22 protein-coding genes and 1 tRNA gene are annotated in these 27,000 nt (G+C 65.3%); 9 read left to right on the top strand and 14 right to left on the bottom strand.

Going from position 1 to position 27,000, the window contains the following annotated elements; genetic code table 11:
* Positions 1 to 90: 90 nt before the first annotated feature.
* Complete coding sequence (locus ACQR1E_RS10010; protein WP_316179274.1) at positions 91 to 327, bottom strand: helix-turn-helix domain-containing protein; 237 nt, start codon at positions 325 to 327, stop codon at positions 91 to 93.
* A 204-nt stretch (positions 328 to 531) separates the two neighbouring features.
* Here ACQR1E_RS10010 and ACQR1E_RS10005 point away from each other — a divergent pair, with 204 nt between their 5' ends.
* The gene (locus ACQR1E_RS10005; RefSeq protein WP_434896964.1) at positions 532 to 1,062 is read left to right on the top strand and encodes a hypothetical protein; all 531 of its coding nucleotides are present in this window, start codon (positions 532 to 534) and stop codon (positions 1,060 to 1,062) included.
* A gap of 264 nt (positions 1,063 to 1,326) precedes the next feature.
* Here ACQR1E_RS10005 and ACQR1E_RS10000 read toward each other — a convergent pair whose 3' ends face one another.
* Both ACQR1E_RS10000 and ACQR1E_RS09995 read right to left on the bottom strand, forming a co-directional pair.
* The gene (locus tag ACQR1E_RS10000) at positions 1,327 to 2,568 is read right to left on the bottom strand and encodes a tyrosine-type recombinase/integrase (protein ID WP_434896963.1); all 1,242 of its coding nucleotides are present in this window, start codon (positions 2,566 to 2,568) and stop codon (positions 1,327 to 1,329) included.
* Positions 2,569 to 2,729: 161 nt separating this feature from the next.
* Positions 2,730 to 2,819, bottom strand: a tRNA-Ser gene (locus tag ACQR1E_RS09995).
* Between the two features lie 221 nt (positions 2,820 to 3,040).
* Between ACQR1E_RS09995 and ACQR1E_RS09990 the strand changes: the two genes are divergently transcribed.
* Positions 3,041 to 3,385: a hypothetical protein gene (locus tag ACQR1E_RS09990; RefSeq protein WP_315717023.1), complete on the top strand. Its 345-nt coding sequence runs from the start codon at positions 3,041 to 3,043 to the stop codon at positions 3,383 to 3,385.
* A 38-nt stretch (positions 3,386 to 3,423) separates the two neighbouring features.
* Here the strand turns inward: ACQR1E_RS09990 and ACQR1E_RS09985 are convergent, their stop codons facing one another.
* The 4 genes from ACQR1E_RS09985 to ACQR1E_RS09970 form a co-directional block, all read right to left on the bottom strand.
* A complete protein-coding gene (locus ACQR1E_RS09985) occupies positions 3,424 to 4,884 on the bottom strand; it encodes a trehalose-6-phosphate synthase (RefSeq protein WP_315750791.1) in 1,461 nt (486 codons plus the stop codon).
* Positions 4,885 to 5,100: 216 nt separating this feature from the next.
* Positions 5,101 to 5,922: a trehalose-phosphatase gene (gene otsB / locus ACQR1E_RS09980; protein WP_315750788.1), complete on the bottom strand. Its 822-nt coding sequence runs from the start codon at positions 5,920 to 5,922 to the stop codon at positions 5,101 to 5,103.
* Complete coding sequence (locus tag ACQR1E_RS09975; protein ID WP_315750786.1) at positions 5,923 to 7,437, bottom strand: MFS transporter; 1,515 nt, start codon at positions 7,435 to 7,437, stop codon at positions 5,923 to 5,925. It abuts the gene before it with no gap.
* A 407-nt stretch (positions 7,438 to 7,844) separates the two neighbouring features.
* Positions 7,845 to 9,881 carry a methyl-accepting chemotaxis protein gene (locus ACQR1E_RS09970; protein ID WP_315750784.1) on the bottom strand — a complete coding sequence of 679 codons (2,037 nt, stop codon included), beginning with the start codon at positions 9,879 to 9,881 and terminating at the stop codon, positions 7,845 to 7,847.
* 297 nt (positions 9,882 to 10,178) lie between these two features.
* On the opposite strand from ACQR1E_RS09970, the gene ACQR1E_RS09965 reads away from it, so the two are divergent.
* From ACQR1E_RS09965 to ACQR1E_RS09950, 4 genes are all read left to right on the top strand, one after another.
* Entirely contained in the window at positions 10,179 to 10,664 is a 486-nt protein-coding gene (locus ACQR1E_RS09965; RefSeq protein WP_315717018.1) for a (2Fe-2S)-binding protein, read from the top strand.
* A gap of 99 nt (positions 10,665 to 10,763) precedes the next feature.
* Positions 10,764 to 13,109, top strand: coding sequence for a xanthine dehydrogenase family protein molybdopterin-binding subunit (locus tag ACQR1E_RS09960; protein WP_315717017.1), 2,346 nt, complete (start codon positions 10,764 to 10,766; stop codon positions 13,107 to 13,109).
* 18 nt (positions 13,110 to 13,127) lie between these two features.
* Positions 13,128 to 13,928 carry an FAD binding domain-containing protein gene (locus ACQR1E_RS09955; RefSeq protein ID WP_315750781.1) on the top strand — a complete coding sequence of 267 codons (801 nt, stop codon included), beginning with the start codon at positions 13,128 to 13,130 and terminating at the stop codon, positions 13,926 to 13,928.
* Positions 13,929 to 14,211: 283 nt separating this feature from the next.
* Positions 14,212 to 15,324 (top strand): CaiB/BaiF CoA transferase family protein, encoded by a 1,113-nt coding sequence (locus ACQR1E_RS09950; protein ID WP_315717014.1) that lies wholly within the window; start codon positions 14,212 to 14,214, stop codon positions 15,322 to 15,324.
* 368 nt (positions 15,325 to 15,692) lie between these two features.
* Here the strand turns inward: ACQR1E_RS09950 and hppD are convergent, their stop codons facing one another.
* Positions 15,693 to 16,811: a 4-hydroxyphenylpyruvate dioxygenase gene (gene hppD / locus ACQR1E_RS09945; protein ID WP_434896962.1), complete on the bottom strand. Its 1,119-nt coding sequence runs from the start codon at positions 16,809 to 16,811 to the stop codon at positions 15,693 to 15,695.
* A 122-nt stretch (positions 16,812 to 16,933) separates the two neighbouring features.
* Between hppD and ACQR1E_RS09940 the strand changes: the two genes are divergently transcribed.
* A complete protein-coding gene (locus ACQR1E_RS09940; RefSeq protein WP_315750774.1) occupies positions 16,934 to 17,413 on the top strand; it encodes an Lrp/AsnC family transcriptional regulator in 480 nt (159 codons plus the stop codon).
* Between the two features lie 92 nt (positions 17,414 to 17,505).
* The gene (locus ACQR1E_RS09935) at positions 17,506 to 17,817 is read left to right on the top strand and encodes a DUF1272 domain-containing protein (RefSeq protein WP_434843331.1); all 312 of its coding nucleotides are present in this window, start codon (positions 17,506 to 17,508) and stop codon (positions 17,815 to 17,817) included.
* 64 nt (positions 17,818 to 17,881) lie between these two features.
* Here the strand turns inward: ACQR1E_RS09935 and fahA are convergent, their stop codons facing one another.
* From fahA to ACQR1E_RS09910, 5 genes are all read right to left on the bottom strand, one after another.
* Complete coding sequence (gene fahA, locus ACQR1E_RS09930) at positions 17,882 to 19,174, bottom strand: fumarylacetoacetase (RefSeq protein WP_434843332.1); 1,293 nt, start codon at positions 19,172 to 19,174, stop codon at positions 17,882 to 17,884.
* A 198-nt stretch (positions 19,175 to 19,372) separates the two neighbouring features.
* Positions 19,373 to 20,719: a homogentisate 1,2-dioxygenase gene (hmgA, locus tag ACQR1E_RS09925; protein WP_434843333.1), complete on the bottom strand. Its 1,347-nt coding sequence runs from the start codon at positions 20,717 to 20,719 to the stop codon at positions 19,373 to 19,375.
* Complete coding sequence (locus ACQR1E_RS09920) at positions 20,719 to 21,675, bottom strand: MBL fold metallo-hydrolase (protein ID WP_315750766.1); 957 nt, start codon at positions 21,673 to 21,675, stop codon at positions 20,719 to 20,721. Before ACQR1E_RS09920 ends, hmgA begins: the two co-directional genes overlap by 1 nt.
* Before the next feature lie 27 nt (positions 21,676 to 21,702).
* Positions 21,703 to 21,930, bottom strand: a complete 228-nt coding sequence (locus ACQR1E_RS09915) for a DUF2783 domain-containing protein (RefSeq protein WP_315750764.1) — start codon at positions 21,928 to 21,930, stop codon at positions 21,703 to 21,705.
* Positions 21,931 to 21,943: 13 nt separating this feature from the next.
* Positions 21,944 to 23,578: an FAD-dependent oxidoreductase gene (locus ACQR1E_RS09910; RefSeq protein ID WP_315828366.1), complete on the bottom strand. Its 1,635-nt coding sequence runs from the start codon at positions 23,576 to 23,578 to the stop codon at positions 21,944 to 21,946.
* Positions 23,579 to 23,728: 150 nt separating this feature from the next.
* On the opposite strand from ACQR1E_RS09910, the gene ACQR1E_RS09905 reads away from it, so the two are divergent.
* Positions 23,729 to 24,286: a MarR family winged helix-turn-helix transcriptional regulator gene (locus ACQR1E_RS09905; RefSeq protein WP_315750760.1), complete on the top strand. Its 558-nt coding sequence runs from the start codon at positions 23,729 to 23,731 to the stop codon at positions 24,284 to 24,286.
* 135 nt (positions 24,287 to 24,421) lie between these two features.
* On the opposite strand, the gene ACQR1E_RS09900 is transcribed toward ACQR1E_RS09905, so the two are convergent.
* Entirely contained in the window at positions 24,422 to 26,875 is a 2,454-nt protein-coding gene (locus ACQR1E_RS09900; RefSeq protein WP_316204101.1) for an adenylate/guanylate cyclase domain-containing protein, read from the bottom strand.
* Positions 26,876 to 27,000 lie beyond the last annotated feature (125 nt).

The raw sequence follows: 27,000 nt of genomic DNA, 5'->3' as shown, positions 1-27,000 counted from the left end.
GTGACTATGATCCTAATCTAGCGCAATTTACCGTAGCCGACTGCGCTCGACCGAAAAGCCGTCAAGTTTTTGCGCGCTCCGGCCTCATGCCTACTTGCGGCTCAGCTTCCTGACCACGTCGACCGGGTCAAACCCCAGGATCTTCCCTAGCTCGATCAACTCTACGACATCGATCCGGCGCTGGCCAGATTCCATGTGGGTCACCCAGGACTGGTAGACACCCATCTTTTCAGCCAGATCGACCTGCCTCATCCCCGCAGCCTTCCTGTGCTCGACCAGCATGGTGGCAAGCTTCTTTTGCAGCGGTGATGTCACCGTTTTCGGCATCCTGGCCTCCCGAGGGGGCCAGAGACATAAAACGACTTTTCAGATACCGATAAATTCGGTATTCTACGGGATCGACCCTATTTTCTTTCCGGAGCGTCCAATGAGAATGCAGATCCTTCGTATGCAGCGTGGCTGCGGCGGCCTACGCTGGCGCTCACCATGACCAATACGTGCAACTTCTTCGGAAATCGGTGTCCAAGGCGAATGGGCAATGCATCGTCAGAGCAAGCGGTGAATTCCACGACCTCTCCGAAAGCGAAGGAACTGGATCCTCGTAGTGAGTTCTCAGCGGACCAGAGGCCACAAGCTGAACAGCTTGAGCCTGATTTCGCGCTTGTCCAGTTAGACACGGCCTTTGTCACCCTATTGTTGGAGATTTCCGCGATCGAATGCCAGCAGGGTGACAATCAGGAGCCACTAGACGCGGCGAACGCTCGCTCGGACGCGGCTAGCCGAACACAGAGAATCGAATCGGTCCTGACTCGCCTGGCCCCGATTGAGCGGGCAATTATGTTCACGCCGGCGCAGACGATCGTAGGTCTGGGCATAAAGGCTCGCCATGCAGCCTACGTAGTATCGGAGCATTGGGATGTGCCTATCGATCAAATGGAATGGGATGCCCGATCCGTCCGCCTCCTGATTGAAGCAGTTTGCAAAGTTGCCGGCATGCGGTTGCCATTTTCGAGTGAGGCGGACGACGCCTCTCTTAACGGTCTCAGAACCCCGACTTTGTGACGGCTGGGCGCGCGAAAGCGAGCCGCGGCTCATTTGCTTGAACTAAACCGATCCCAACGAATACGCCTCGGCGCGCGTAGGCTCCTCACACAGCCCTTGTTCCATCTGCCGATCGCGAGCTTCAGCGCGTTGCCTCGCGAACTGTATCGGCCAATTTTGGCGGGCGCGTTGGACTACTAAGACTAGAGACCTGCGCTGGTAGTCGACCTCATCGGGAGACGGCCGATGACGAAATGTCCGTAGCCATCTAAACGAGGAGGCAGTTCAGGCGCGGATCGAGATGATCTTTTGATCGGCACCGCCACTTGAGGCACAAAATGTTGCCCAATCGAACATCAACGCCTTCCGCTTATCGAACAAATCCCCCCGGCGGTAAGCAGCCTCGACCTTGCTGCTGATCGTGTGGGCGAGTGCCATCTCGACCACTTCGTTGGGATAATTCGTGCACTCGGCGGCCCAGTCCCGGAACGTCGAGCGGAAGCCATGCGCGGTAAGGTCAGAACGGCCCATCCGATGCAGCAACGCCAGCAGAGCCATATTGCTGAGAGGCCTGTCGCGCTTCCCGCCCGGAAACAGATACGCCCCGCCCTGCTCCTTGCGCAGCGTATCGATATCGATGATGGCGAGCGCGGCTTCCGGCAACGGAACGCGGTGCTCCTTCGAGGCCTTCATGCGCCCGGCCGGCACCGTCCAGACCTTGTCCTTGATTTCTTCTGATCGCGCACCGATCACTTCCCCGGTGCGGGCTGCCGTGAGGATTAAAAACTCGAGTGCGCGCGCCGCGACGCCCTCTTGCGCGCGCAGAGCGGCCATAAATGCGGGTAGCTCATCGTAGGGCAACGCTGCATGGTGCTTGACCTTGCGCACCTTGGCACGCGCGGGCAGCAGCTTGTCGAGATGGCCGCGCCACCGAGCTGGATTCTCACCCTGGCGAAAGCCGCGCACGGTCGCCCAATCGAGCACGGCTTCAATCCGGCCTCGTAGCCGCGACGCAGTTTCCGGCTTCGTCGACCACAGTGGCTCGATGATTTTCATCACCAGCGCGGTGTCGATGCCGTGAACCGAGAGCGAACCGATCACCGGCTCGGCATACGTCTTCAGCGTCGAGCTCCACTGCGCCGCGTGCTTGGCGTTGCGCCAGCCGGCGCTGTGAGCCGCGAGATACTGCTTGGTGCACTCCTTGAAGGTCAGCGCCGCGGCCGCCTCCAGGGCCGCCTGGGCACGCTGCGCTCGGCGCGCCTCGATCGGATCGATGCCGTCATAGACCTGCCGTCGATACTCGGCCGCCTTTGCCCGCGCTTCGCCCAAGCCAAAGATCGAAAAGGAGCCTAGGCCCATTTCGCGGGAGCGGCCGCGGAGGGTGAAACGAAAGATCCAGGATTTGGCAGGGGTGCTTTCACCGTCGCCCGTGACCTGCAGATAAAGGCCAGCGCCATCGGCGTACATGCCGGGCTTCTTGACCTTTGTTACCTTCAGTGCCGTCAGGCGGCCCACCAGGTGCGCCATCTTTGCCTCGCAGCCTTACCCACGATGCTACCCGCGTCCTGCACGCGTTTACCCACGTTCTCGGGCGAACTCGCGCGGATGCTTGAGGGCATCAAACGCTAAAATTGCGGCGATTTTTCAGAGGCTTGACGGACGGCAGCGAACAGATGCGAACGCTGGGATGGCGGAGAGAGTGGGATTCGAACCCACGGTACGGTTTCCCGCACACACGCTTTCCAAGCGTGCGCCTTAAGCCACTCGGCCATCTCTCCGGCGGCCCTCTCTTGGCGGGGTCGGCGGCGTTTTGCAAGCCGGGCGGGGGCCTCGGCGGCAAATTTCCCCCAAATCGCTGATAAAAATCATCAATCCGCCCTGGTTGCGGGCTCGGCCGGGGGCCGCCGCCGCTCGCCGGCCGATCGATGAACCGGCCGGCCGGCCGGCACGACCACTGATTTGCAGCCCGTCGGTCCGGCTGCACACGAGGGACCTCGCGATGCCGTCATCCACCCCTGCCCGTCTCGCCGTGCTGCTGGCGGCAGCATTCAGCCTGACTGCCGCCGGCCCGGCGCGCGCCGATCAATGCACCAAGCAGGGCGTCGACGTGACCTGCGACGACGGCCGCAAGGGGATCTGGCAGGGCGATGCGATCCTGTGGCCGGACGGGACCAAGTCCAGCCTGAAGCCGCACCCGTCCGTCATCGTCGGCAACAAGGCATCGGTGGTGGTGGGACCCGGCGTGTTCGTCGGACAGGGCAACGGGATGGTGCCGATGGACAATCCGAGTTCGCCAAACAAGCTGCGCTGCGCCGTGCTCGACGGCGTCTCCTACTGCCATTGAGCCTCGCCGCCGTGCGGCGGCGAGGTGTAACGCCCGGTTCAGTGATAGCGCGCGCCGGGCGACAGCATGCGGCCGGCCAGAAAACCCGCCGGCGCTGCAGGCAGAGGCTCGATCTCGACCTCGGCCGAGTCACCGTCTTGCAGGGTCTCGACGAAGTCGGCAAACCATTGCTGGATCGAATGGCGGCGCAGCTTCGTCATCATGATCTCATAGCGCATGCGGCGCTCGTTGAGCGGCATCGACAGCGCCATCGCGATCGTCCGCGCCATGCCGTCGATGTCATGCGGATTGACGATCAGCGCCGCGTCGAGCTCGTTGGCGGCGCCGGCGAATTTCGACAGCACCAGCACGCCGGGATCGACCGGGCTCTGCGCGGCGACATACTCCTTCGCCACCAGGTTCATGCCGTCGTGCAGCGGCGTGACGACGCCGACCTGTGCGCTGCGATAGAGGCCGGCCAGCACGCCCTGACCATAGCCCTTGTTGAGGTAGCGGATCGGCGTCCAGTCGACCTCGCCGTGGCGGCCATTGACCTCGCTGACGAGGCGCGCGACCTCGCTCTGCAGATTGCCATAGGCCTCGATCGATTCGCGCGACGGCGTTGCGATCTGCAGCAACGACACGGCGCGCAGCAGGCTCGGGTGCATCGTCCACATCCGGTCGAACGCGTTGATGCGGTTGACGAGGCCCTTGGAGTAGTCGAGCCGATCGACGCCGATGGCGAGCTTCTCGCCGTGCAGGCTGCGGCGCAGCCGCGACACGTCCGGATGCGCCACCGCCTTCGCCGCCTGCTGCGCAAACTTGTCGGCATCGATGCCGATCGGGAACACCGCCAGACGTGTGCGGCCGTGCAGCGACCTGACCACGCCGTCACGCACCTGCAAGCCGAGATCGGCGCGGATGCAGGCGGTGAAGTTCTCGCGATCGTCCTCGGTCTGGAAGCCGATCAGATCATAGGCGAGCATCGCGGTGACGAGATCGCGGTGATTCGGCACGCTGTCGATGACGCTGCGCGCGGGCCACGGCGTGTGAAGGAAGAAACCGATCGGGCTCTTGACACCGAGCGTGCGCAACTCCGCGCCGAGCGACAGGAAGTGATAGTCCTGAATCCAGAACAAGGTGTCCGGCTTCTGGAACCGGAGCAGCGCGCGCGCCACGAAGGCGTTGACCTCGCGATAGGACCGATAGTCATCATGCGAGACGCTGATCAGATCGCTGCGTGAATGCAGCGCCGGCCACAGCGCCGAATTGGCGAAGCCTTCGTAGTAGCCGGCATAGTGCGCAGCCGGCAGATCCAGCAGCGCGAGCGCGCCTTCACCGATCTGCTCGATCTCCGCGATCGGTTCCGTCTGCGCGCCGTCGCGCACACGTCCCGAAGATCCCACCCAAACTGCCCCCGATTTCTCCACGATGGGCAGCAATGCTGCCGCAAGTCCGCCGGTCATTGGCTCGTTGGCTTTGCCACGTGCCACCCGATTCGAAACCACGACGAGGTTCACAGCTCCCTCCTGTTGGTCATGTCGGTTAACAGCTGTTCATCAATATGGTTCCAGGCCACCCTTTCAACCAAATGAAACCAAATTCGGGCATTCGCGCGGTGTAATCACAGCGTCAATCAAGTCAGAACGTTTCTAATCAAGAGCGACGCATGCAACATGCGAATGCATGGCGGATGGAACTAATAACGCGGCGATACCGACCCACTGCGCGGACCGCTAGGTCGATGAATTAGTTCCGCCGTCGGCGAGGCGCGCCAGGAACGCGCGCACGTCGTCCGGAGCGTCGAAATGTCCGTCGACACCGAGTGCCCGACGGCCGACCGAGAACGACAGGCCGGCGAAATCCGGCATGATCGCGAACACCGTCTCGTCGGTGACGTCGTCGCCGATGAAGAACGGCTTGCGTCCCTTGAAGGGCGCGTGCCGCATCAGCTCGCGCACGCCGCTCGCCTTGGTGAAGCCGGCATGCTTGATCTCGCACACACATTTTCCGGGCAGCACCTCGATCGGCGCCTCCGGCAACTCGGCGCGGATGCGCGACACCTCCTCGTAGATCGCCTTCTCCGCCTGCGGCGCGAGGCGATAATGCAGCGCCAGCGAGTACCCCTTGTCCTCGAGCAGAATGCCGGGGCTGAGCTTGGCGATCGCAGCGAGCCTGCGCTTCAGCTCCTTGTCCAGCGGCGGCGCCTTGATCGCATCCGCCTCACCGCCGCCGCCGAGCCGCATCTCCGCGCCATGACCGCCGACGGCGGGGTAGACCTCCGGCGCGAAGATGAGATCGATGTCGTTGAGTGAGCGGCCCGAAACCAGCGCCAGCGCGCCGGAGGTTCGTTGCAGCAACGCGTTCAGTGCCTCGGCAAGGCCCGGCGGGACCCACACCTCGCGCGGTGTCGGCGCAAGATCGAGCAGGGTGCCGTCGATATCGAGCAGGATCGCCACCTCGCGAAGATGCGGCACGAGACTCACCGGCGTCGGAACGATCTCGGCGGGCTCCGCCGCAGGAGAACCGATCAGATCGGAGTTGTCGGACATCATCATCTACTCCATGACAGCGAGCGGGCGCGCCACCTGCTCGAGCGATTTGCGCTCGGCCGCGATGGCATAGCGCCAAGCGACGAGCGCCGCCACCAGCATCAGCGCGGCACCGAACAGATAGCCGCCGAACACCGCGCCGCGCGCCCCGCTGTCGAGCAGCGCGCCGAACAGCGCGGGTCCCGCCACGCCGCCGATCCCGGTGCCGATGGCGTAGAACAGCGCGATCGCGAGCGCGCGCACTTCCAGCGGAAAATTCTCCGACACGGTGAGATAGGCGGCGCTCGCCGCCGGTGACGCGAAGAAGAAGATCACCATCCAGGCCGCGGTCTGCGTCGCGGCGCTCAGCACTCCGATCGAGAACAGATAACCGGTGAGCGCGAGCAGCACGCCGGAGACGCCATAGGTGAAGGTGATCATGGCACGGCGCCCGAGCGTGTCGAACAGACGGCCGAGCAGCAGCGGCCCGAGCACGTTGCCGGCCGCGAAGGGCAGGATGTACCAGCCGACATGATCGGACTTGATGCCGTAGAAGTCGGTCAGCACCAGCGCAAAGGTGAAGAAGATCGCGTTGTAGAAGAACGCCTGGGCGATCATCAGCGTCAGCCCGACCAGCGAGCGCTGACGATAGACCGAGAACAGCGTATGCGCGACCTCTCGTAACGGCGTGTGGCTACGCATCCGCAGCCGCATCCTCGGCAATTCCTTTGCGCGCGCCTCGCGGTCGTGGCCGGTGACGTCGCGTTCGATCTCCGCCACGATCCGATGCGCCTCTTCGGGATGGCCGTGAATCATCAGCCAGCGCGGACTTTCCGGAATCCACATCCGCATGACCAGCACGACCAGGCCGAGACAGGCGCCGATGCCGTAGGCCAGCCGCCAGCCGACATCCGGGCTGGCGACATCAGGATCGAGCAGCACGATGGCACCGACGGCGCCGAGCGCGGCACCCAGCCAGAAGCTGCCGTTGATCATGAGATCGGTCCAGCCGCGATAGCGCGCCGGCACCAGCTCCTGGATCGTTGAGTTGATCGCAGTATACTCGCCGCCGATGCCGGCGCCGGTCAGGAAGCGAAACAGCGCGTAGGTTGCGACATTCCACGACAAGGCGGTGGCGGCCGTCGCGGACAGATAGAGCGCGAGCGTGATGAAGAACAGCTTCCGGCGGCCGATGCGGTCGGTCAGCCAGCCGAAGCCGAGCGCGCCGAGCACGGCGCCGGCGAGATAGGCGCTGTTGGCAAGCCCGATCTCGAGATTGGAGAAATGCAGCGCCGGGCTCTGCTTGAGTGCGCCCGACAAGGCGCCGGCGAGCGTCACCTCGAGCCCATCGAGCACCCAGGTGATGCCGAGCGCCAGCACGACGCGGGTGTGAAAGGCGCTCCAGCGGAGGTCGTCGAGCCGGGCGGGGATGTTGGTTTCGATGATTCGATCCTGGCCAGCCGTGTCGCCCGGCGGCGCGCTGGATTGCGGCGCTGACGTGATGACGCGGAGGTGCGGAAAGGATGCCTGTCGGGGTGCCATGGAATCCCAATGCGACGGCGCGGGTCGCACCGCATGCTCGACCGAGAGGATGAAGCAAATGCGGCAATGAAACCCTGCCGCTGCGACCCAACGTCTCGCCGCGCGCTGGGTTCCCGGAAGTGGGGCGGGGTTCGGCGCTCGACCCGCCCCGGGGGGCCGCAGCGTTTCCTGGGTGAGGCCCAGGCGCGCCTCATTTCAGCTGTCGTCCCGGGCAAGCGGGCGGAGCGAGCGCGATCCGGGATCCATACCGCGTGATGCAAGATTGGGGCACGCGATCGATACCGCCCGCCACACATCTGACGCGGCGTATGGATCCCGGCGTTCGCCGGGATGACAGCGGAGGGTTTGGCCGCGGGCTCGCCAACGCATTTGCGAGCGGCGTGAAGACCAGCCTGTCGCCGCAAAACTCACGCCGCGCGGATGTTCGCCATGAAGCGGTTGAGCTCCGCGCGCAGGCGGGCGCTTTCCGAGGACAGCGACTGGGCCGAGCGCAGCACCTCCTCCGAGGCCTCGCCGGTCTGGGTCGCGCCGCGATTGACCTGGGTGATATCGGCGGCGGCGGCCTGCGTGCCTGCCGCGACGCTCTGCACGTTCCTGGCGATCTCCTGGGTCGCGCCGCCCTGCTGCTCGACCGCGGTCGCGATCGACGAGGCAATGGTCGAGATCTGACGGATCGTGCCGCCGATCTGCTTGATCGCGGTCACCGACTCCTGGGTCGCTGCCTGCATGCCGGAGATGTGGTTGGAGATGTCGTCGGTCGCCTTGGCGGTCTGCTCCGCCAGCGACTTGACCTCGGAAGCCACCACCGCGAAGCCGCGGCCGGCATCGCCGGCGCGTGCCGCCTCGATGGTGGCGTTCAGCGCGAGTAGGTTGGTCTGCTCGGCGATCGCGGTGATCAGCTTGACGACGTCGCCGATCTCCTGCGCCGCGCGCGACAGCTTGCCGATGCGCCCGTCGGTCTCCTCGGCCTGGGCGACGGCGGATTCCGCGATGCGGCTGGACTCGCGGACCTGGCGGCCGATCTCGTCGACCGAGGCCGACAGCTCGTCGGTCGCGCTCGCGACCGAGTGGATGCGGCCGGTGGCCTGGTCGGAGGTGCCGCTCACGCGGCTCGCCAGCGACTGCGTGGTCTCGGCGGTGCGCGTCAGGGTCGAAGCCGCCTGCTCGAGGTGCTCGGCCGAGCTCGAGACGTTGGACACGATCGAGCCGACGGCGGTCTCGAACTCGTCGGCGAAGCGGATGAGCTCGGCCCGGCGCGCGGCGCCCGCAGCCTTGTTCTGGGCGTCCTGCGTCGCGGCGTCGCGCTCGGCCTTGGCCACCGCCTGGACCTTGAACTCCTCGACGGCGGCCGCCATCTCGCCGATCTCATCGGCGCGCCCGAGGCCGGGCAGCCGGACGTCGAAATTGCCCGAGGCGAGCTCGCGCATCGCCTTGCACATCGTGATCATCGGCCTGGAAATGCCGTTGCCGAGCATCAGCGCCAGCACGGCGCCGAGCGTCAGCCCGCCGATCGCCAGCATCGCGATCAGCCGCTCGATGTCCGCGATGGTGGTGTTGGCGGCGGCCTCGATGCGCTGCTGGTCGGACGCGACCTCGGATTTCAGCCCGTTCGACAGCGCGATGATCTCGGTCCCGACGACGCCCATCTCCTGTTCGAGCTTGTCGAGCGCTTTCATGTTCTCCGACAGCTTGATGAAGGCGGCGCGGTACTGCTTGATCAGGTCGCCGAGCTCGGCGACGCGCTGGGTGATCTTCTCGTCATTGGCATAGATCGTCACCAGCGAGGTTTCCAGGAAGCGCGTGCGCGCGATGGCGCCGTCGGCCGTCTTGGCATCGGGCTTGGCGATGTAGGTCCCGACCAGCGCGGACACGGTCAGGTACTGGCCGGTGAGGTCCTTGGCCGTCGTCTGCACGGACGGCAGGCCGGCGAGCGCGGCGGTGTCCGCCAGATCATCGAACTTGAAGCGGATCTTGTTGCCGATGATGCCGATCTGGTCGGTCGCCAGCTTCGCGTTCTCGCGGGTCAGGGCAACGATGCTCGAGAATGTCTTGGCGAAGGCCTGAAACTGCGCCTGCAGCTTGCCGACCTGGGCCCGCCGCTCGGCACCGGTCGCAGCCATCGATTTGTCGATCGCGGCCTGGAGCGCCTGCTGGGCAGCGGTGGCCGCCGCCTCGTCGTCGGCTTTGCCGGTCAGGGCATAGTATCGGGCGAGAGCCTGGTACGAGACCAGCTCGCGATCGATGGTGCGGGTGGTGTCGGCTTCCGCAACGCTGCTGCGATAGGCCGCCACCGCTGCGGCGACCCGCTCGAACCCCAGATAGGAGAAGCCGATGCTGACGGCGGAGATGGCCAGCACCACGGCAAAGCCCAGGAAGATCTTGCCGCGAAATCGCAGGGTCAGAAAATTGGCACGCCGCGACTGCGGCGCAAGCTGCGCAGACATTCCCACCCCCGACACGCCATTCTTTATATTGGCCAGAAACCAACCGCCCGGCAGCAACGCACCAGAGCGTGATCAAAACTACGTCACAATGGCTAAGGGGCGGTAAATGGGCGGCCTCGGCCTGCGGCCTGCGCTTCACCCGCGCCGGTGCCGCCTCGCGTGGCGTGCCACATGCGACCGAATCGCCGAGGCCGCGCGCAAGACGTCGCAATGACATCAGAGACGAAAATTCGAGTTGCAAAGTCCTGAGGGCGCTGTTTCTAATCAGAATAAGAACAATTCATCGGGAGGTTACTCGTGTCGACAGTCAAACTGACGGTGAACGGCAAGGCGGTCTCGGTCGAGGCCGAGGATCGCACCCTGCTCGTTCACCTCCTGCGGGATCATCTGAACCTCACCGGCACCCATGTCGGCTGTGACACCAGCCAATGCGGCGCCTGCGTCGTCCATATCGACGGCCGTGCCGTGAAATCCTGCACCGTGCTGGCCGGCCAGGCCGCCGGCGCCAACGTCACCACCATCGAAGGCATCGCCAAGGGTGACGAGCTGCACCCGATGCAGGCGGCCTTCCGCGACAATCACGGCCTGCAATGCGGTTATTGCACGCCGGGGATGATCATGTCGGCCATCGACATTGTGCACCGCCACGGAGGCGAGCTCGACGAGAGCACGGTGCGCGAGGAGCTGGAAGGCAACATCTGCCGCTGCACCGGCTATCACAACATCGTCAAGGCCGTGCTCGACGCTGCCGGACGGATGAAGGTCGCGCAAGCTGCCGAATGAGGCCGGCGAGAGCCGCCGTTTACCGCAATACCGAGACCACGACCGCTGCGCGCGATGGCCGCGGCGGGACAATAGAACTCCGGTAGGGGAGAGATTCGCATGGGTATGGAAGGCATTGGCGCCAGCGTCGTCCGCAAGGAGGACAAGCGTTTCATCACCGGCAAGGGCCGTTACGTCGACGACGTCAAGCTGTTGGGCATGACCTTTGCCCATTTCATCCGCAGCCCGCACGCGCACGCCAAGGTCAAGAGCATCGACTCCTCGGCCGCCGAGGCAATGCCCGGCGTGGTCGCGGTGCTCACGGGCAGGCAGATCGTCGACGACAAGGTCGGCAACCTGATCTGCGGCTGGGCCATCACCTCGAAGGACGGCTCGCCGATGAGGATGGGCGCATGGCCGGCGATGGCGCCGGAGACCGTGCGATTCGTCGGCCAGGCCGTGGCGGTCGTGATCGCCGAGAGCAAGAACCTCGCCCGCGACGCCGCCGAGGCCGTCGTGGTCGAATATGAGGAGCTGCCGGCGGTCGCCGACATGCCCTCCGCGCTGAAGCCCGGCGCGCCGCAGCTTCACCCGGAGGCCCCCGGCAACGTCGTCTATGACTGGCATATTGGCGACGAGGGGGCGGTCAACGCCGCCTTCGCCAAGGCCGCCAACGTCGTCACCCTGGAATTGACCAACAACCGGCTGGCGCCGAACGCGATGGAGCCGCGCGCGGCGATCGCCGAGTACGATGCGGCCGAGGAGCATTTCACGCTCTATACGACGTCGCAGAACCCGCACGTCGCTCGCCTGGTGCTGTCGGCGTTCTACAACATCGCACCAGAACACAAGCTGCGCGTCATCGCGCCCGACGTCGGCGGCGGCTTCGGCTCCAAGATCTTCATCTATCCCGAGGAGATGGTGGCGCTGTGGGCCTCCAAGAAGGTCGGCCGTCCGGTGAAGTGGACCGGCGATCGCACCGAGGCGTTCCTGACCGACGCGCACGGCCGCGACCACATCTCCAAGGCCGAGATGGCGCTCGATGCCGACAACAAGATCCTGGGGCTGCGGGTCAAGACCCACGCCAATTTCGGCGCCTACATGTCGCTGTTCTCGTCCTCGGTGCCGACCTATCTGTACGCGACCCTGCTGTCGGGCCAGTACAACATCCCGGCGATCTATGCCGAGGTGATGGGCGTCTACACCAACACCACGCCGGTCGACGCCTATCGTGGCGCCGGACGCCCTGAGGCGAGCTACCTGCTGGAGCGGCTGATGGAGACCGCAGCGCGTCAGCTCAAGGTCGATCCGGCCGAGCTGCGGCGCAAGAACTTCATCACCCAGTTCCCGCACCAGACCCCCGTGATCATGGCCTACGACACCGGCGACTTCAACGCCTCGCTCGACGCGGCGATGAAGGCGATCGACTACGCCGGCTTCCCGGCGCGCAAGGCGGCCGCCAAGGCGCAGGGCAAGCTGCGCGGCCTCGGCTTCTCCTGCTACATCGAGGCCTGCGGCATCGCGCCGTCAAAGGCAGTCGGCAGCCTTGGCGCCGGCGTCGGTCTGTGGGAATCGGCCGAGATCCGCGTCAACCCGGTCGGCACCATCGAGGTGCTCACCGGATCACACAGCCACGGCCAGGGCCACGAGACCACCTTCTGCCAGCTGATCGCCGAGCGCCTGGGCGTGCCGATCAGCCAAGTCTCGATCGTTCATGGCGACACCGACAAGGTGCAGTTCGGCATGGGCACCTACGGCTCGCGCTCGGCCGCAGTCGGCCTCACCGCGATCCTCAAGGCGATGGAGAAGGTCGAGGCCAAGGCCAAGAAGATCGCAGCGCATGCGCTGGAGGCCTCGGAAGGCGACATCGTCATCGAGAACGGCGAGTTCAAGGTGACCGGCACCGACAAGTCGATCGCGCTGCCGATGGTCGCGCTCGCTGCCTACACCGCGCACAACCTGCCGGACGGCATGGAGCCCGGATTGAAGGAGACTGCGTTCTACGATCCGACCAACTTCACCTTCCCGGCCGGCACCTATATCTGCGAGCTCGAGGTCGACGAGGCCACCGGCAAGACGTCGTTCGTCAACTTCGTCGCGGCGGACGATTTCGGCCGGCTGATCAACCCGATGATCGTCGAGGGCCAGGTCCATGGCGGTCTGGTCCAGGGCATTGGCCAGGCGCTGCTCGAGCACGCAATCTATGACAGCAACGGCCAGCCGGTGACGGCATCGTTCATGGACTACGCGATGCCGCGCGCCGACGACGTGCCGTCCTTCAAGCTGAGCCACACCACGACCCTGTGCCCGGGTAATCCGCTCGGCGTGAAGGGCTGCGGCGAGGCCGGCGCGATCGGCGCATCCGCCGCCGTGATCAACGCGATCACGGATGCGATCGGCAACAACAAGCTGGAAATGCCGGCGACGCCGGACCGCGTCTGGCACGCGATCCACGGCAACGCCTGATCGAACGGAGGAGCAACCATGTATCAGACGACTTACCATCGTGCCTCCTCGGTCGACGAGGCGGCGGCGCTGTTCGCCAAGGGCAGCGAAGCCAAGTTCCTTGCCGGCGGTCACACCTTGATCCCGGTGATGAAGCAGCGCCTTGCTGCTCCGTCCGATGTCATCGACATCGGCAAGATCAAGGACCTGATCGGGGTGCAGTTGTCGGGCGACACGCTCGTCATCAAGGCCGCGACGACCTACTACGACATCATGACCAATGCCGATGTGAAGAAGGCGATCCCCGCGATCGCCCATCTCACCTCGGTGCTCGGCGATCCCGCGGTGCGCGCCCGCGGCACGATTGGCGGCTCGATCGCGAACAACGATCCGGCGGCGGATTTCCCGGCGGCGCTGATCTCGCTCGGCGCCACCGTGAAGACGAACAAGCGGTCGATCTCGGCGGATGATTTCTTCAAGGGCCTGTTCACGACGGCGCTGGAGGACGGCGAGATCATCACCGAGGTGTCGTTCCCGGTGCCGGAAAAGGCCGGCTACGCCAAGATGCGCCACCCGGCGTCGCGTTTCGCGCTCACTGGCGTGTTCGTCACAAAGACGAAGGGCGGCGACGTCCGCGTTGCGGCCACCGGCGCTTCGCAGAGCGGCGTGATGCGCGTGCCGGCGATCGAGGCGGCGCTGAAGTCGAACTGGTCGGCCTCGGCGATCGACGGGGTCACGGTGTCGGCGTCAGGCCTCTTGAGCGACATCCACGGCTCCGCCGATTACCGTGCCAATCTGGTGAAGGTGATGGCGCAGCGCGCGGTGCAAGCCGCGGGCTGACCTCACGACGCGGATCATTCCGCGCAACGGCACGACAAATTCCATGCGGCGCGCAGCGATGCGCGCCGTTTTGCTTTGCGGCATACGGCGCGCTTGCGTTGGCCTGATGCACGCGGGACAATCAAAGGATCAGGAAACGCATCGCGCGTGATGATGTTTGATTGATGCGGACAGCAGCCAAGCACACCCACCCTCCCCTGGAGGCGGAGGGTGAAGGTCACGGCGACCATCTTTGTCCGATCGACCTCATCACGCGCCGAAGCACCGCAGGGACAAGACAAACGTGCTCGACAAGACCGCACCACAGACCGAGATCCGCGCCACCGGACCGCTCGCGGGCTTCCGCATCGTCGAGTTCGCCGGCATTGGACCGGGTCCGTTCGCCTGTATGCTGCTGGCCGACATGGGCGCGGAGGTGGTGACGCTCGATCGCGTCGGTGCGCGCAAGACCATGAAGTCGGTCGCCGGCCGCGGCCGCAAGGTGATCGAGCTGGATCTCAAGGACAAGGGGGTCATCCCCCAGGTGCTCGATCTGCTCGCCGGTGCCGACGCGCTGATCGAGGGTTTCCGGCCCGGCGTGATGGAGCGGCTCGGCCTCGGCCCCGAGGTCGTGCTCGCGCGTAATCCGAGGCTCGTCTACGGCCGCATGACGGGCTGGGGCCAGGACGGACCGCTGGCGCATGCGGCCGGTCACGACATCAACTACATCTCGATCACCGGCGCGCTGGCCGCGATCGGACCCAGGGAGCGGCCGGTGCCGCCGCTCAACCTGGTCGGGGATTTCGGCGGCGGCGCGCTCTATCTGGTCGTCGGCGTGCTCGCCGCACTGCTCGAAGCCTCGAAGTCCGGTAAGGGGCAGGTGGTGGATACCGCGATGTGCGACGGCGCGGCCTCGCTGCTCGCGATGTTCTTCGACCTCACCGCGATGGGCCGCTGGACCGAGGGGCGCGAGCGCAACTTCCTCGACGGCGGCGCGCACTTCTACGGCGTCTACGAATGCGCCTGTGGCAACTTCATCTCCATCGGCTCGATCGAGCCGCAGTTCTACGCGCTGCTGCGGCAGCATGCCGACCTCTCCGATCCCGCCTTCGATGCGCAGATGGACCCGCGCGCCTGGCCGGCGCTGAAGGAGAAGCTGGTCGCGGTGTTCAAGAGCAAGACGCGCGAGGAATGGTGCGCGATCATGGAGGGCACCGACATCTGCTTCGCGCCGGTGCTGACGATGTCGGAGGCGCCGAAGCATGCGCACATGGCCGCGCGTGGCGTGTTCGTCGAGCGGCACGGCGTGACGCAGCCCGCGCCGGCGCCAAGGTTCTCGCGGACGCCGTCGAATATCCGCGAGCCGAAGGTGACGGAGATCGGCGCTGTGGTAAGCGCTTGGCAGGCAGGGCGGTAAAGCTCGATCGCTGCAGCAGCGCCGATCGAGCGCTGCTCGACTGTTCCGATGTCAACGAGTTGGCTACGCCGTCGCCTCAATCTCAGTGTCGTCCCCGCGAACGCGGGGACCCATAACCACCGGCCGTCCTGAGACGACGATTATCTGTCGCCGTGCCTCATCGACGCACCCTGCGGTATGGGTCCCGAGTCGGTGCCCAACGCCGCTTACGCGCCGTCGGGCTTGCCCGGGATGACAGTTGAGAGTTTGGCGGCAAACTGCCTCCAGTCACGCCGTCATTGCCAGCGAAGCCAAGCATTCCAGGGACAGACGGAAGTCTGGATTGCTTCGTCGCTCCGCTTCCCGCAATGACGGCCTACTTCCTTCGCCTACTCCGCCGCCTCCACCTTCAGCACGCCGCGGCGGATCTGGTCTTCCTCGATCGACTCGAACAGCGCCTTGAAGTTGCCTTCGCCAAAACCGTCGTCGCCCTTGCGTTGGATGAACTCGAAGAAGATCGGCCCGATCGCATTGGCCGAGAAGATCTGCAGCAACACCTTGGTGTGACCGCCAGCGACGACTCCCTCGCCATCGATCAGGATGCCGTTTCTCTGCAGGCGAGCGAGGTCCTCGCCATGCTTGGGCAGGCGAGACTCGATGCGCTCGAAATAGGTGTCGGGCGGCGACGGCATGAACGGCAGGCCTGATGCGCGCAGGCCCTCGACGGTGGCGTAGATGTCGCGGGCGCCGCAAGCAATGTGCTGGATGCCTTCACCGCGATAGATCTTGAGATACTCCTCGATCTGCCCGGAATCTCCGGCATCCTCGTTGATCGGAATCCGGATCTTGCCGTCGGGGCTGGTCAGCGCACGCGAGAACAGGCCGGAGGCGCGGCCCTCGATGTCGAAGAAGCGGATCTGGCGGAAGTTGAACAGTTTTTCGTAGAAGCCGGCCCAGACGTCCATGCGGCCGCGGTGTACATTGTGGGTCAGATGATCGATGTAGTACAGGCCGGAGCCTGCGGGGCGCGGGTCGCGCGCGCCGGTCCACTCGAATTCGAGATCATAGGCCGAGCCCTTGGCGCCGTAGCGATCGACCAGATACAGCAGGCTGCCGCCGATGCCCTTGATGACAGGAACGTCCAAGGTCTTCTGCGATGCAGGCAGGTCGGCCGGCTCAGCACCGAGCGCGATCGCCCGCGCATAGGCCTTCTTCGCATCGACGACGCGGAACGCCATCGACGGCGCACACGGCCCGTGCGCGGCGACGAAGTCGTGGCCGTGGCTGCCGGGCTCCTCGTTGACGAGATAGTTGATGTCGCCCTGGCGATACAGCGTGATCGCCTTGGTCTTGTGGCGCGCGACCGCGGCGAAGCCCATCAGCTTGAACAGCGCGTGCAGCTCGCTTGCTTCGGGGTGCGCATATTCGACGAACTCGAAGCCGTCCGTGCCCATCGGGTTGTCGGCGGAGATGGTGGCAGGAGGCGCATCGTGCGGAAATGGACCCATCGGGGGAAGCTCCTTCAGCTTGATGGGCCGATCATCTCCCGAATTCCGCGCACAGGGCATGCAAACCATTGTCATTTTTGCCTGGATATGCACGATCCATGCACGACCAGAGGAAATGGCGCATGATTTCGATCGACAGCTTCGATCTCCGTATCCTGGCCGCGCTGCAGGACGACGGCCGGCTCACAAACCAGGAGCTGGCGGATATCGCCGGCCTGTCGGCCTCGCAGTGCTCACGGCGCCGGATGCGGCTGGAGCAGGACGGCGTGATCGCGGGGTACCGCGCGCAGCTCGCCAGCCAGGCGCTCGGCTTCGAGCTGATTGCCTTCATCCAGATCACCCTGGCGACGCATTCGCCCGACAACGCGCAGAAGTTTCGCGCGCTGGTCAACCGCGTCGACGACATCCAGGAGGCCTACGCGCTGACCGGCGATTCCGACTATCTGCTCAAGGTCGTGCTGCGCGATCTCAAGAGCCTGTCCGACATCGTCAACAACGTGCTGATGCCGCACCAGAGCGTGGCGCATGTCCGCTCCTCGATCGTGCTCGACCGCCTGAAGGAGAGCGCGAAGCTGCCGCTGGCTTCGCTATCGACCGACTGAGCGTCTGCGGCGCAAATCGAGGGAAATGCGCCCTCCCCTTTGCGGCGCGGCTTTGCGACACTGCACTCACCAGCACACCTGCGAGACGACCAATGGCGCTCCAGCTCCGCCCCAATTGCGAATATTGCGACAAGGACCTGCCGCCCTCGGCAACAGAGGCACGCATCTGCTCCTACGAATGCACGTTCTGCGCCGACTGCGTCGAGACCAAGCTGTTCAATGTCTGCCCGAACTGCGGCGGCGGCTTTGCGCCCAGGCCGATCCGGCCCAGCCGCGAGTGGCGGTCGGGAGCTTGCGTGACGCAGCAACGGCCGTCCGACACGCGCGTGCATCTGAAATATGCGGCGGAGGATGTTGCGGCATTCGTGGCTGGTGTGAAGGACGTTATGCCAGAGGACCGCTAGATCTTCGTCATTGCGAGCGCAGCGAAGCAATCCAGGGCTGCGCACACGACTCTGGATTGCTTCGCTACGCTCGCAATGACGCCTGCTCCGCCGCCACGATCGTGCCTTCGACCTCGCCGAAGCCGACGCGATAGCCCTGCCCCTGGCACCAGCCGTGCATGATGAGGGAGTCACCGTCCTCCAAGAACGAGCGCTTCACGCCACCGGCGAGCTCGACCGGCTCGGTGCCGTTCCAACTGATCTCCAGCAGGCTGCCGCGCTGGTGCTTCTCCGGACCGGAGATGGTGCCGCTCCCCAGGAGATCGCCGACACTCATGGCACAGCCGGACGAGGCATGGTGCATCAGCTGCTGCACGCTCGACCAGTACATGTACTTGAAATTGGTCTGCGCGATGGTCTGCGCGGCGTTGCTGCCGGAGGCGCGCAAGGCCACGTCGAGGGAGAGATCGTAGTTCTGCGCCTCCTTCTGCTGCAGGTAGGGCAGCGGCGTTGGATCCTGCGTTGGCCCCGACACGCGGAACGGCTCCAGCGCCTCCCGCGTCACCACCCACGGGCTGATCGACGTCGCAAACGCCTTGGCCTGGAACGGGCCGAGGGGCACATATTCCCATTGCTGGATATCGCGCGCGCTCCAGTCGTTGAGCAGCACGAAGCCGAAGATCATCGCCTCCGCCTGCGCCTCGGTCAGCATCTCGCCGAGCGGCGAGGACTGGCCGATGACGACGCCCATCTCCAGCTCGAAATCGAGCCGCTTGCATGGACCGAAGCTCGGCACGTCGGCGCCCGGCGGCTTCAGCTGTCCGCGCGGCCGACGCACTCGGGTGCCCGACACGACCACGGTCGACGCGCGGCCGTTATAGCCGATCGGCATGTGCAGCCAGTTCGGCTGCAGCGCATTGTCCTTGCCGCGGAACATGACGCCGACATTGGTGGCGTGCTCCTTCGACGAATAGAAATCCGTGTAGCCGGCGACATGGAACGGCAGATGCAGCGTAACGTCGGAGCGCGGCAGCAGCGCCCGGCTACGCAACGGCTTGTCGTCGCGCAGCCGCGGATTGTCCTGACGCAAGAGGGCGCTGATCGCAGCCCGCGTCTTCGACCACACGACGGGGCCGAGCGCCATGAAGGCATTCAGCGAGGATTGCGCGAACACCTCATAGGCCGGCGCCAGATCGAGCAGGCCTTCGTCCTCGAGCACGGCGAGGTCGAGGACGACGTCGCCGATCGCCACGCCGACGCGCGGCTTCGGCGAGTCCTGCGCCGAGAACACGCCATAAGGCAGGTTCTGGATCGGGAAGTCGGAAGACGGATCGACCGGGATGAAGGAGCGGAGCGAGGGATCGTTGGGGTGGGGCACAGTTGTCTTCCTGAGTTCGGACCATGTCTCCGCTCGTCATTCCGGGGCGCGCGCAGCGCGAGCCCGGAATCCATAGCAACGGGCAGATGTGTGGGGCACAGTGGTTGTGGCCGAGCTTTGCATCCCCACGGCCGATCGTGGTTATGGATTCCGGGCTCGCCGCTGCGCGGCGCCCCGGAATGACGGCGGAGGTCGTGGCTACGGCCGGTTCGGATCGAAGCGCTTTTCGAGCCCGTTCCAGCAATCGGCATAGTCCGGCTGCAAGGTGCCGGACTCCGCCGCATGCTTCGTGATGCGCTGGGGAAAGCGCGTCTCGAACATGAAGGCCATGGTGCCCGTGAGCTTGACCGGCTTCAACTCGCCATTGCTGGCGTGATCGAACGCCTCGCGATCCGGCCCGTGCGGCAGCATGCAGTTGTGCAGGCTCATGCCACCCGGCACGAAGCCCTGCGGCTTGGCGTCGTAGACGCCGTAGATCAGCCCCATGAACTCCGACATGATGTTCATGTGATACCACGGCGGACGGAAGGTGTTGTCGGCCACCATCCAGCGCTCGGGGAAGATCACGAAGTCGATGTTGGCGGTGCCGGCCGTCTCCGACGGCGAGGTCAGCACGGTGAAGATCGACGGATCGGGATGGTCGAAGCCGATGGCGCCGACCGGCGAGAAGGTGCGCAGGTCGTATTTGTAGGGCGCGTAGTTGCCGTGCCAGGCGACGACGTCGATCGGAGAATGTTCGAGCTCGGTCTTGAACAGCGCGCCGCCCCATTTCACGTAGAGTTCGGTCGGCGTGTCCTTGTCCTCATACGAGGCCACCGGGGTCAGGAAGTCGCGCGCATTGGCAAGACAATTCGCGCCGATCGGGCCGCGCTCCGGCAAGGTGAAGGCGCCGCCATAATTCTCGCAGAGATAGCCACGTGCCGGTCCCGCCGGAATCTCCACCCGGAACTTGACGCCGCGCGGGATCACGACGATCTCGCCAGGCTCGGCGTCGATGCGGCCGAACTCGGTGACGAACAGCAAACGGCCCTGCTGCAGCACGAACATCAGCTCGCCGTCGGCATTGTAGAAGTGCTGGTCGACCATCGACTTGGTGATGACGTAGACATGCGCCGCCATGCCGGCCTGGGTCGTGGCATCGCCGGCCGTGGTCATGGTCTGCACACCCTGCAGAAACGTCACATCGCCTGCCGGAAGCGGCGTCGGATCCCAGCGCAGTTGCTGCACCGTGATCTCCTGCTCATGGCAGGGCGCGGTGCGCCACAGCCCGGCATCGACCTTGGCGAAGCGGCCGGAATGCTTCACCGACGGACGGATGCGATACAGCCAGGAGCGCTCGTTGGACCCGCGCGGCGCGGTGAACGGCGAACCCGAGAGCTGCTCGGCATAGAGCCCGTAGGCGCAGCGCTGCGGCGAGTTGCGCCCGATCGGCAGTGCGCCGGGCAGCGCCTCGGTCTCGAACGAATTGCCGAAGCCGGACATGTAGCCCGGCGTCACCTGCCCGGTGGCGCGGTTGAGCTGGTCAGGCGATGTATTGACGTTCATCATCCTTCTCCTTGCAAGCGGGCCCACATCTCGCGGTCGCGCTCGGCGGTCCAGATCACGGGATCGTCGATGCCGCTGGCCTCGTCATAGGCGCGCGACACGTTGAACGGCAGGCAGTGCTCGTAGATGGCGAAGCTCGAGAATTTCGGATCCATCACCTCGCGCGTCGCCGCCATCGACTCCTTCAGGCTGCGTCCCTTCGCGACCGACATCTCGGCCGCGCCATACAGCGACGTGACGAAGTCGCGCGTCATGGCGATCGCCTCGCGCACGGTGGCCTCGCCCTTCAGCGCATCGCCGCGACCGGGCGCGATCGCCTTGGGATTGAAGTCGCGGATCTCGTTCAAGGTCGACGGCCATTCGCGCAAATAGGCGTCGCCGCAATAGCAGGCCGAGTGATATTCGATCAGGTCGCCGGAGAACATCACCTCGGCATCCGGCACCCAGGCGACGATGTCGCCGGAGGTGTGGCCGGCGCCGAGTTGGATCAGCTGCACCTCGCGCTTGCCGAGATGGATCGTCATCTCGCCCTCGAAGGTCAGGGTCGGCCAGGTCAGGCCGGGAATGCTCTCGGCGTCCTGGAACAGGCGCGGGAAACGGCCGTATTCGGAGTCCCAATCCTGCTGGCCGCGCTCGACGATCAGCCGGTGCGTCTCCTGCGAGGCGACGATGCCCTGCGCATGATAGGCCGAGGCGCCGAGCACGCGCACGGCGTGGTAGTGCGACAGCACGACATATTTGATCGGCTTGTCGGTGACGGTCTTGACCCGCTCGATCACCTTGTTGGCCATCGCCGGCGTCGCCTGCGCGTCGAACACGATGCAGCCGTCGTCGCCGACGATCACCGCAGAGTTCGGATCGCCCTCCGCCGTGAAAGCATAGAGATCCGGGCCGATCTCCGAGAAGGTGACCTTCTTCTCGGCGAGATCCGTGGTCGATGCGAAACCCTTCGCCATCACTTCATTCCTTGTGTGCGCAGCAGCCTATTGCTGCTGCTGTTGTTGCTGTTGGCCGGCATCCGCCATGCTGCGTTTCGCCAGCGCGATCGCCTCGCCCAGCACACCGATGTCACCGATGTGATTGGCGAGGATCAGGACCAATGCCGCATCGAGATCGGCGCTTTCGAGGTCCGAGAGGCCCCGATGCGCTTCGACAATGGCGCGGAAGGCATCGTCGGGCTTGGCGAAATTGGAGGCGGTCGAGAGCGTCATCGTTGCGGCTTCCTCAGTTCAGGCCGGAGGCGCGGGCGACCGCCGCCGCGATCGCGGCGCGGCGCGGGTGGCGGAAGCGCGCCGCGACATAGCCATCCGGACGCAGCAGATAGGAGGTGCCGGGTTCGGCACCGTAACGCCTGCCCGCGAAGCCCTCGCTATCGGCAAGTCCATTCGGACCGCCGATGCTGACGACACCGACATCGTCGGGTACATCGATCGCCTCACCATTGGCAAAAGACAGCAGGGTGAAGCGCCGGCCCTGAGCATTGAATGCATCGGTGAGGTGAAGGTGCCGTCCGTCTGCCGTCTCGAGGGGCGCATCCGGCATCGATGTTCCCGGACGAGGGCCACTGTGCCAGGCCTCGTCGTCTTCGGTCGACAACGGCGTCTGGTAGACCGAGGGAACCGACAGCCGGCCGCCATTGACCATGCGCTTGCCGAATTCGGTGTCCCTGGCGAGCGCGAGCACCACCTTGCGCAGCCGCGCTTCCTGGTGCGAATTCGGCGCCATGAAATCCGTCGCCCGCGTGGATTCGCGAATGTTTTCGTCGGCGGCCGCGCTTCGCTCCAGATGGTAGGTTTCGAGCAGCGTCGCGGGCGAGGTTCCGCGCAGCACGCGATCGAGCTTCCAGGCCAGATTCTCGGCATCCTCGAGCCCCGAATTGGCACCGCGCGCGCCGAACGGCGAGACCTGATGGGCGGAATCGCCAGCGAAGACGACGCGACCATGAATGAAGCGCTCCATGCGCCGGCACTGGAATTTGTAGAGCGAGATCCATTCGAATTCGAACTGATCATGGCCGAGCATGCGCGCGATCCGGGGCCGCACATTCTCCGGCTGCTTCTCGACGTTGGGATCGGCATAGCGGCTGAGCTGCAGGTCGATGCGCCAGACATTGTCCGGCTGCCGGTGCAACAGCGCCGAGCGCCCGGCATGGAACGGCGGATCGAACCAGAACCAGCGCTCGGTGGGGAATTCGGCCGTCATCCTGACGTCGGCGATCAGGAACTGATCCTCGAACACCTTGCCGGAAAAACCCGCGCCGACCATCTGGCGCAGCGACGAGCGCGCGCCGTCGCAGGCGATCACATATTGCGCCGACAGCCGATAGGGGCCGTCCGGCGTCTCGATCGTCAGCACGACATGATCGTTGCGCTGTTCGAGCGCGGTGACCTTGTTGCGCCAGCGCAGCGAGATCTCCGGCAGCGCGTTGACGCGATCGACCAGATAGGCCTCGGCATAGAACTGCTGCAGGTTGATGAAGGCCGGCCGCTTGTGCCCGGGCTCCGGCAGCAGGTTGAACTGATAGAGCTCGGACGGACCGTGAAAGATGCGGCCGACGTTCCACACCACGCCCTTGTCGACCATCCGGTCGCCAACGCCGAGGCGATCCCAATATTCCAGCGAGCGCTTGGAGAAGCAGATCGCGCGCGAGCCCTCGCCGATCCGGTCGGCATCATCGAGCACCACGACCGCATGGCCGCGCTGCGCAAGATCGATGGCAAACGACAGCCCGACGGGACCCGCCCCCACGACGACGACCGGATGCGCGGCCGGCGTGGCCTGATCCTGGTCTTCGTGCCGATGATAGCCGAACTGAACCTTCGCCTGGCTCGCGCCCTGCCCCGGATTGGCCTGCACCATGGCTTGCTCGCCTTGTGGTTTTCTTGGACTTTCGAAGCGACCGACATTTCCTCGGGCGAGGCATCTGGCCGTCTTGCCAGATAGTCTCACCTGCAACTATTCTAAAGCCGACGGCTTCGGCCGCGTCAACTCAAAAATCGGAGCGCGATCTTGGCGAAGCCATCTACCGCGGCGTCCAGGCGGCAGGCGAAGCCGGTCGAGGATGACCGAAATGCGGCAGTGCCGCAGGACGACGAGCGGCTCGACCTGTTCAAGTTCGCGCCATTTCGGCTCAACCGTCTGGCCGCAGAGGTGAGCGCGGCGCTCGCCGTCGAATATCGGGAGCGCTACGGGCTCGACATTCCGGAATGGCGCGTGCTGGCGACGCTCGGCTTCCGCCGCGAGGCCTGCAGCGCGCAATATGTCGCAGCGTGCACCCGCACGCACAAATCGACCATCAGCCGGGCCGTGACGTCGTTGCTGGAGCGGCGGCTGATCGAGCGCGTCGAGAACGCCGAGGACCGCCGCGAGTTCCGTCTGCGCCTGACACGTAAGGGCAAGACGCTGTACGAGGAGCTGATCCCGCGTTTGCAGCAGCGCGAGCGCGAAATCATGGCATGCCTGTCCGCCGACGAGCGCAAGACGTTCGACCGCCTGATCGGCAAGATCGAGGCAAGCCTCGATCTGATCCAGACCAGCGAGGAGGCCGATGCGAAGCAGGCCTATTGAGCCGAGCTTCGTCGGGTGGCCAAAGCGCCGAAGGCGACCGGTGCCCACCATCCTTCGTCAAATGACAGCGATGGGCACGGGGGCGCGCGAGACTGCCGTCGACGACGAGCAAGGCGCCACGCGCCTTTGCCCGCCCTACTTGTTAGTCGCCGACGATCGCCGCCGCTCCTCGACTTCGACCACGTCGGCGCCCTCCCCCCGCCAGCGCAAGATCTCCATCGCCAGCACCGGGTGATTGAAGCCCTTGAGATGCAGGTCATCGATCGGCCTGGCATCGACCGACTGTTCGACGACGCCGAACACCCGGCGCGACACGATCACTTGGCCTGCCTTGGCCTCGTCGCACAGCCGCGAGGCGAGATTGGTGACGCTGCCGATCGCGGCGTATTCGAGCCGGTGCTCGAAGCCGACCTGGCCGAGCGTCGCATATCCCAGTGCGATGCCGACGCCGAACCCCAGGCTGTGGCCGCGATTTTTCCAACGCTCCGTCAATTGGCCGATCTCGTCGCGCATTTCGAGCGCCATCTTCACCGCGCGCGTCGTGTGGTCCTCGAACGGGATCGGCGCATTGAACAGGATCATCACGCCGTCGCCGGCATAGCGATCGAGCGTGCCCTCATATTTGAAGATGAGCTTGCCGAGCGCGGCGTGATATTCGCGCAGCACGTTCATCGCCTCTTCGGGCTCGGTCGTCTCGGTAAACGCTGTGAAGCCGCGCAGATCGCAGAACACCACCGTGACCTCGCGGCGGTGGCTTTCCAGCAGCGCATCATGGCCGTCCGACGACGCGATGATCTGCGCCACCTGCGGCGCCAGGAAGCGCTCCAGCCGCCTGATCCGCTCGATCTCCGCCAGTTGCTTCTCGACGCGCTCCTCGAGCGACTTGTTCCATTCGCGCAGCTGCTCGGTCTGCTCAGTGAGCTTTTCGGCCTGCTGCTGCACCGTCGCGTGGGTCAGCGCCAGCTCGCGGCCCTTCTGATCGACCTCGGTGAACAGTCGTGCGTTGCGCATCGCCAGCACGGCCTGGTTGGCGAACGTTCGCATCAGTCCGATCAGGTTCGGCGGGAATGTACCGGCCGACCGACGGAGCACCACGAGCGCGCCGAGCACGCCCTGCTGATCGACCAGCGGCGTGAACAGCACGGCGTGAAAGCCGGCGGCGACCGCGACGTCGCGCAGCGGGTGATCGGGCGCGTTTTCGAGCTCGGCGATCGCGATCGGCTCGCCGCTGCGCACGGAGTCGGAGAGCAGGCTCGTCCGCTCGTCCAGCACATTGTGCGGGCCGTCCCGGTCGACGCCCTTGGCCTCCACCAGCCTGAAGCGGCGTTCGGCGGCCTCATAGGAATAGATCAGCACGGCGTCGGTCTTGGTGATCTCCAGCGCCCGGGCCGCCACCGTCGGCAGCACCGCATTGAGATCGAGCGAGGAGGCCACCGCGCGGCCAACCTCCTCGAGCACCTTCAGCTCATTGATCGACTGGGCCAGATCCCGCGTGCGTTCCTCGACCTTGGCTTCCAGCACGGCATAGGACTGCGCGAGCTGGCCGGCCATGCTGTTGAACTGATCGGCGAGCTCCTCCAGTTCGTCATGCGTCCTCACCTCGATGCGCTGGGCGAAATCGCCGGCGCCGAGCTTGCGCGCGCCGGCGCGCAACGCGGTGATCGGGACGAGCATGCGTCGCGCCAGCACCGAGCCCGCGAGGATCGCAACCGCAAGGCCGAGCGCGATCAACAGCGCACCGCGCAACAGCTGATCGCGGATCGGCGCCAGCGCGTGAGCCGTGGACTGCTCGAAGAACACGGCCCAGCCGAGCTTGGGCAGCGTCGCGGCCGCCGAGAGCACCGCGTGCCCCTCGCCGTCGGTGCCGGAGGCCAGCGGCTCGCCATCCGGCGTGAGCACCGCCGCGACCTGCGGCAGCTTGGAGAGGTCCTGACCGACCGCCGGTCCCCTCGCCGAGCTCGCCAACACCTGGCCCCGCGGATCGACCACGTAGGCGGTGCCGACCTTGCCGATCTGCGCCTCGGTCATGAAGTCTTCGAGAAAGTCGAGGTCGATGTCGGCCACAGTCACCCCGGCATTGAAGCCGGAATGCGCGACCGAGATCGACATCATCGGCTGCGCGCCCTTGAAGGTCACGGCGGAGAAATTGCTTCCGTGTGTGACGGTGTCGGTGAAGCGCAGATCGCGTGACAAGTCGTTGCCCGAGGCAAACGAGATCGAGGTGCGCGACACGCGGAGCTGTTCCCGGCCCTGGCCGTCGAGCTGATACAGCTGCCGCACAGCCGGCGCCTGACTCAGCAGTTGTACATAGTCGGCGCGGCGGAGCTCCAGCGTATTGGCGCTCGCCCGCGTCACCCAGCTGATCTGTCGCTGCAGATCCGAGAGCGCCTGATCGATCCGCCGGGCGCTGGCGTCGGCCTTTTCGGCCATGGCGGCGGTCAGGCTCGCCTTGGTGGACTGATAGCTGATCCAGGTTTCGGTCGCGCCATTCACGGCCAGGACGAACACGACGAGCCCGACCAGCGACACGACGTATTTGGCGAACAGGCCCTGCCGCAACGACCAGCCTCTGTTCTCGACCTCGTTCATCCGGACCCCTCACGCGCGTCATCACCGAGGTCAGCCTCGGACAAGCGCGTCCGCTGCCGTCCTCGCGGCAGCAACACTTTGGAGGCAGGACCGCTCGGGTGCGAGACGGCCCGTCGCCGGCACCC

This window comes from Bradyrhizobium sp. HKCCYLRH1030 (assembly GCF_051168395.1).
Lineage (GTDB): Bacteria > Pseudomonadota > Alphaproteobacteria > Rhizobiales > Xanthobacteraceae > Bradyrhizobium.
This window is presented reverse-complemented; position numbering and strand designations above follow the sequence as displayed.

What these genes read in the sequence shown, in the direction of transcription:
- ACQR1E_RS09970 (WP_315750784.1), bottom strand. Translation starts at nt 9,881, where the DNA reads ATGTCTGCGCAGCTTGCGCCGCAGTCGCGGCGTGCCAATTTTCTGACC.
- ACQR1E_RS09910 (WP_315828366.1), bottom strand. Translation starts at nt 23,578, where the DNA reads ATGGTGCAGGCCAATCCGGGGCAGGGCGCGAGCCAGGCGAAGGTTCAG.
- ACQR1E_RS10005 (WP_434896964.1), top strand. Translation starts at nt 532, where the DNA reads ATGGGCAATGCATCGTCAGAGCAAGCGGTGAATTCCACGACCTCTCCG.
- ACQR1E_RS09990 (WP_315717023.1), top strand. Translation starts at nt 3,041, where the DNA reads ATGCCGTCATCCACCCCTGCCCGTCTCGCCGTGCTGCTGGCGGCAGCA.
- ACQR1E_RS09900 (WP_316204101.1), bottom strand. Translation starts at nt 26,875, where the DNA reads ATGAACGAGGTCGAGAACAGAGGCTGGTCGTTGCGGCAGGGCCTGTTC.
- hppD (WP_434896962.1), bottom strand. Translation starts at nt 16,811, where the DNA reads ATGGGTCCATTTCCGCACGATGCGCCTCCTGCCACCATCTCCGCCGAC.
- ACQR1E_RS10000 (WP_434896963.1), bottom strand. Translation starts at nt 2,568, where the DNA reads ATGGCGCACCTGGTGGGCCGCCTGACGGCACTGAAGGTAACAAAGGTC.
- ACQR1E_RS09920 (WP_315750766.1), bottom strand. Translation starts at nt 21,675, where the DNA reads ATGGCGAAGGGTTTCGCATCGACCACGGATCTCGCCGAGAAGAAGGTC.
- otsB (WP_315750788.1), bottom strand. Translation starts at nt 5,922, where the DNA reads ATGATGATGTCCGACAACTCCGATCTGATCGGTTCTCCTGCGGCGGAG.
- ACQR1E_RS09975 (WP_315750786.1), bottom strand. Translation starts at nt 7,437, where the DNA reads ATGGCACCCCGACAGGCATCCTTTCCGCACCTCCGCGTCATCACGTCA.
- ACQR1E_RS09935 (WP_434843331.1), top strand. Translation starts at nt 17,506, where the DNA reads ATGGCGCTCCAGCTCCGCCCCAATTGCGAATATTGCGACAAGGACCTG.
- ACQR1E_RS10010 (WP_316179274.1), bottom strand. Translation starts at nt 327, where the DNA reads ATGCCGAAAACGGTGACATCACCGCTGCAAAAGAAGCTTGCCACCATG.
- ACQR1E_RS09960 (WP_315717017.1), top strand. Translation starts at nt 10,764, where the DNA reads ATGGGTATGGAAGGCATTGGCGCCAGCGTCGTCCGCAAGGAGGACAAG.
- ACQR1E_RS09940 (WP_315750774.1), top strand. Translation starts at nt 16,934, where the DNA reads ATGATTTCGATCGACAGCTTCGATCTCCGTATCCTGGCCGCGCTGCAG.
- hmgA (WP_434843333.1), bottom strand. Translation starts at nt 20,719, where the DNA reads ATGAACGTCAATACATCGCCTGACCAGCTCAACCGCGCCACCGGGCAG.
- ACQR1E_RS09955 (WP_315750781.1), top strand. Translation starts at nt 13,128, where the DNA reads ATGTATCAGACGACTTACCATCGTGCCTCCTCGGTCGACGAGGCGGCG.
- ACQR1E_RS09915 (WP_315750764.1), bottom strand. Translation starts at nt 21,930, where the DNA reads ATGACGCTCTCGACCGCCTCCAATTTCGCCAAGCCCGACGATGCCTTC.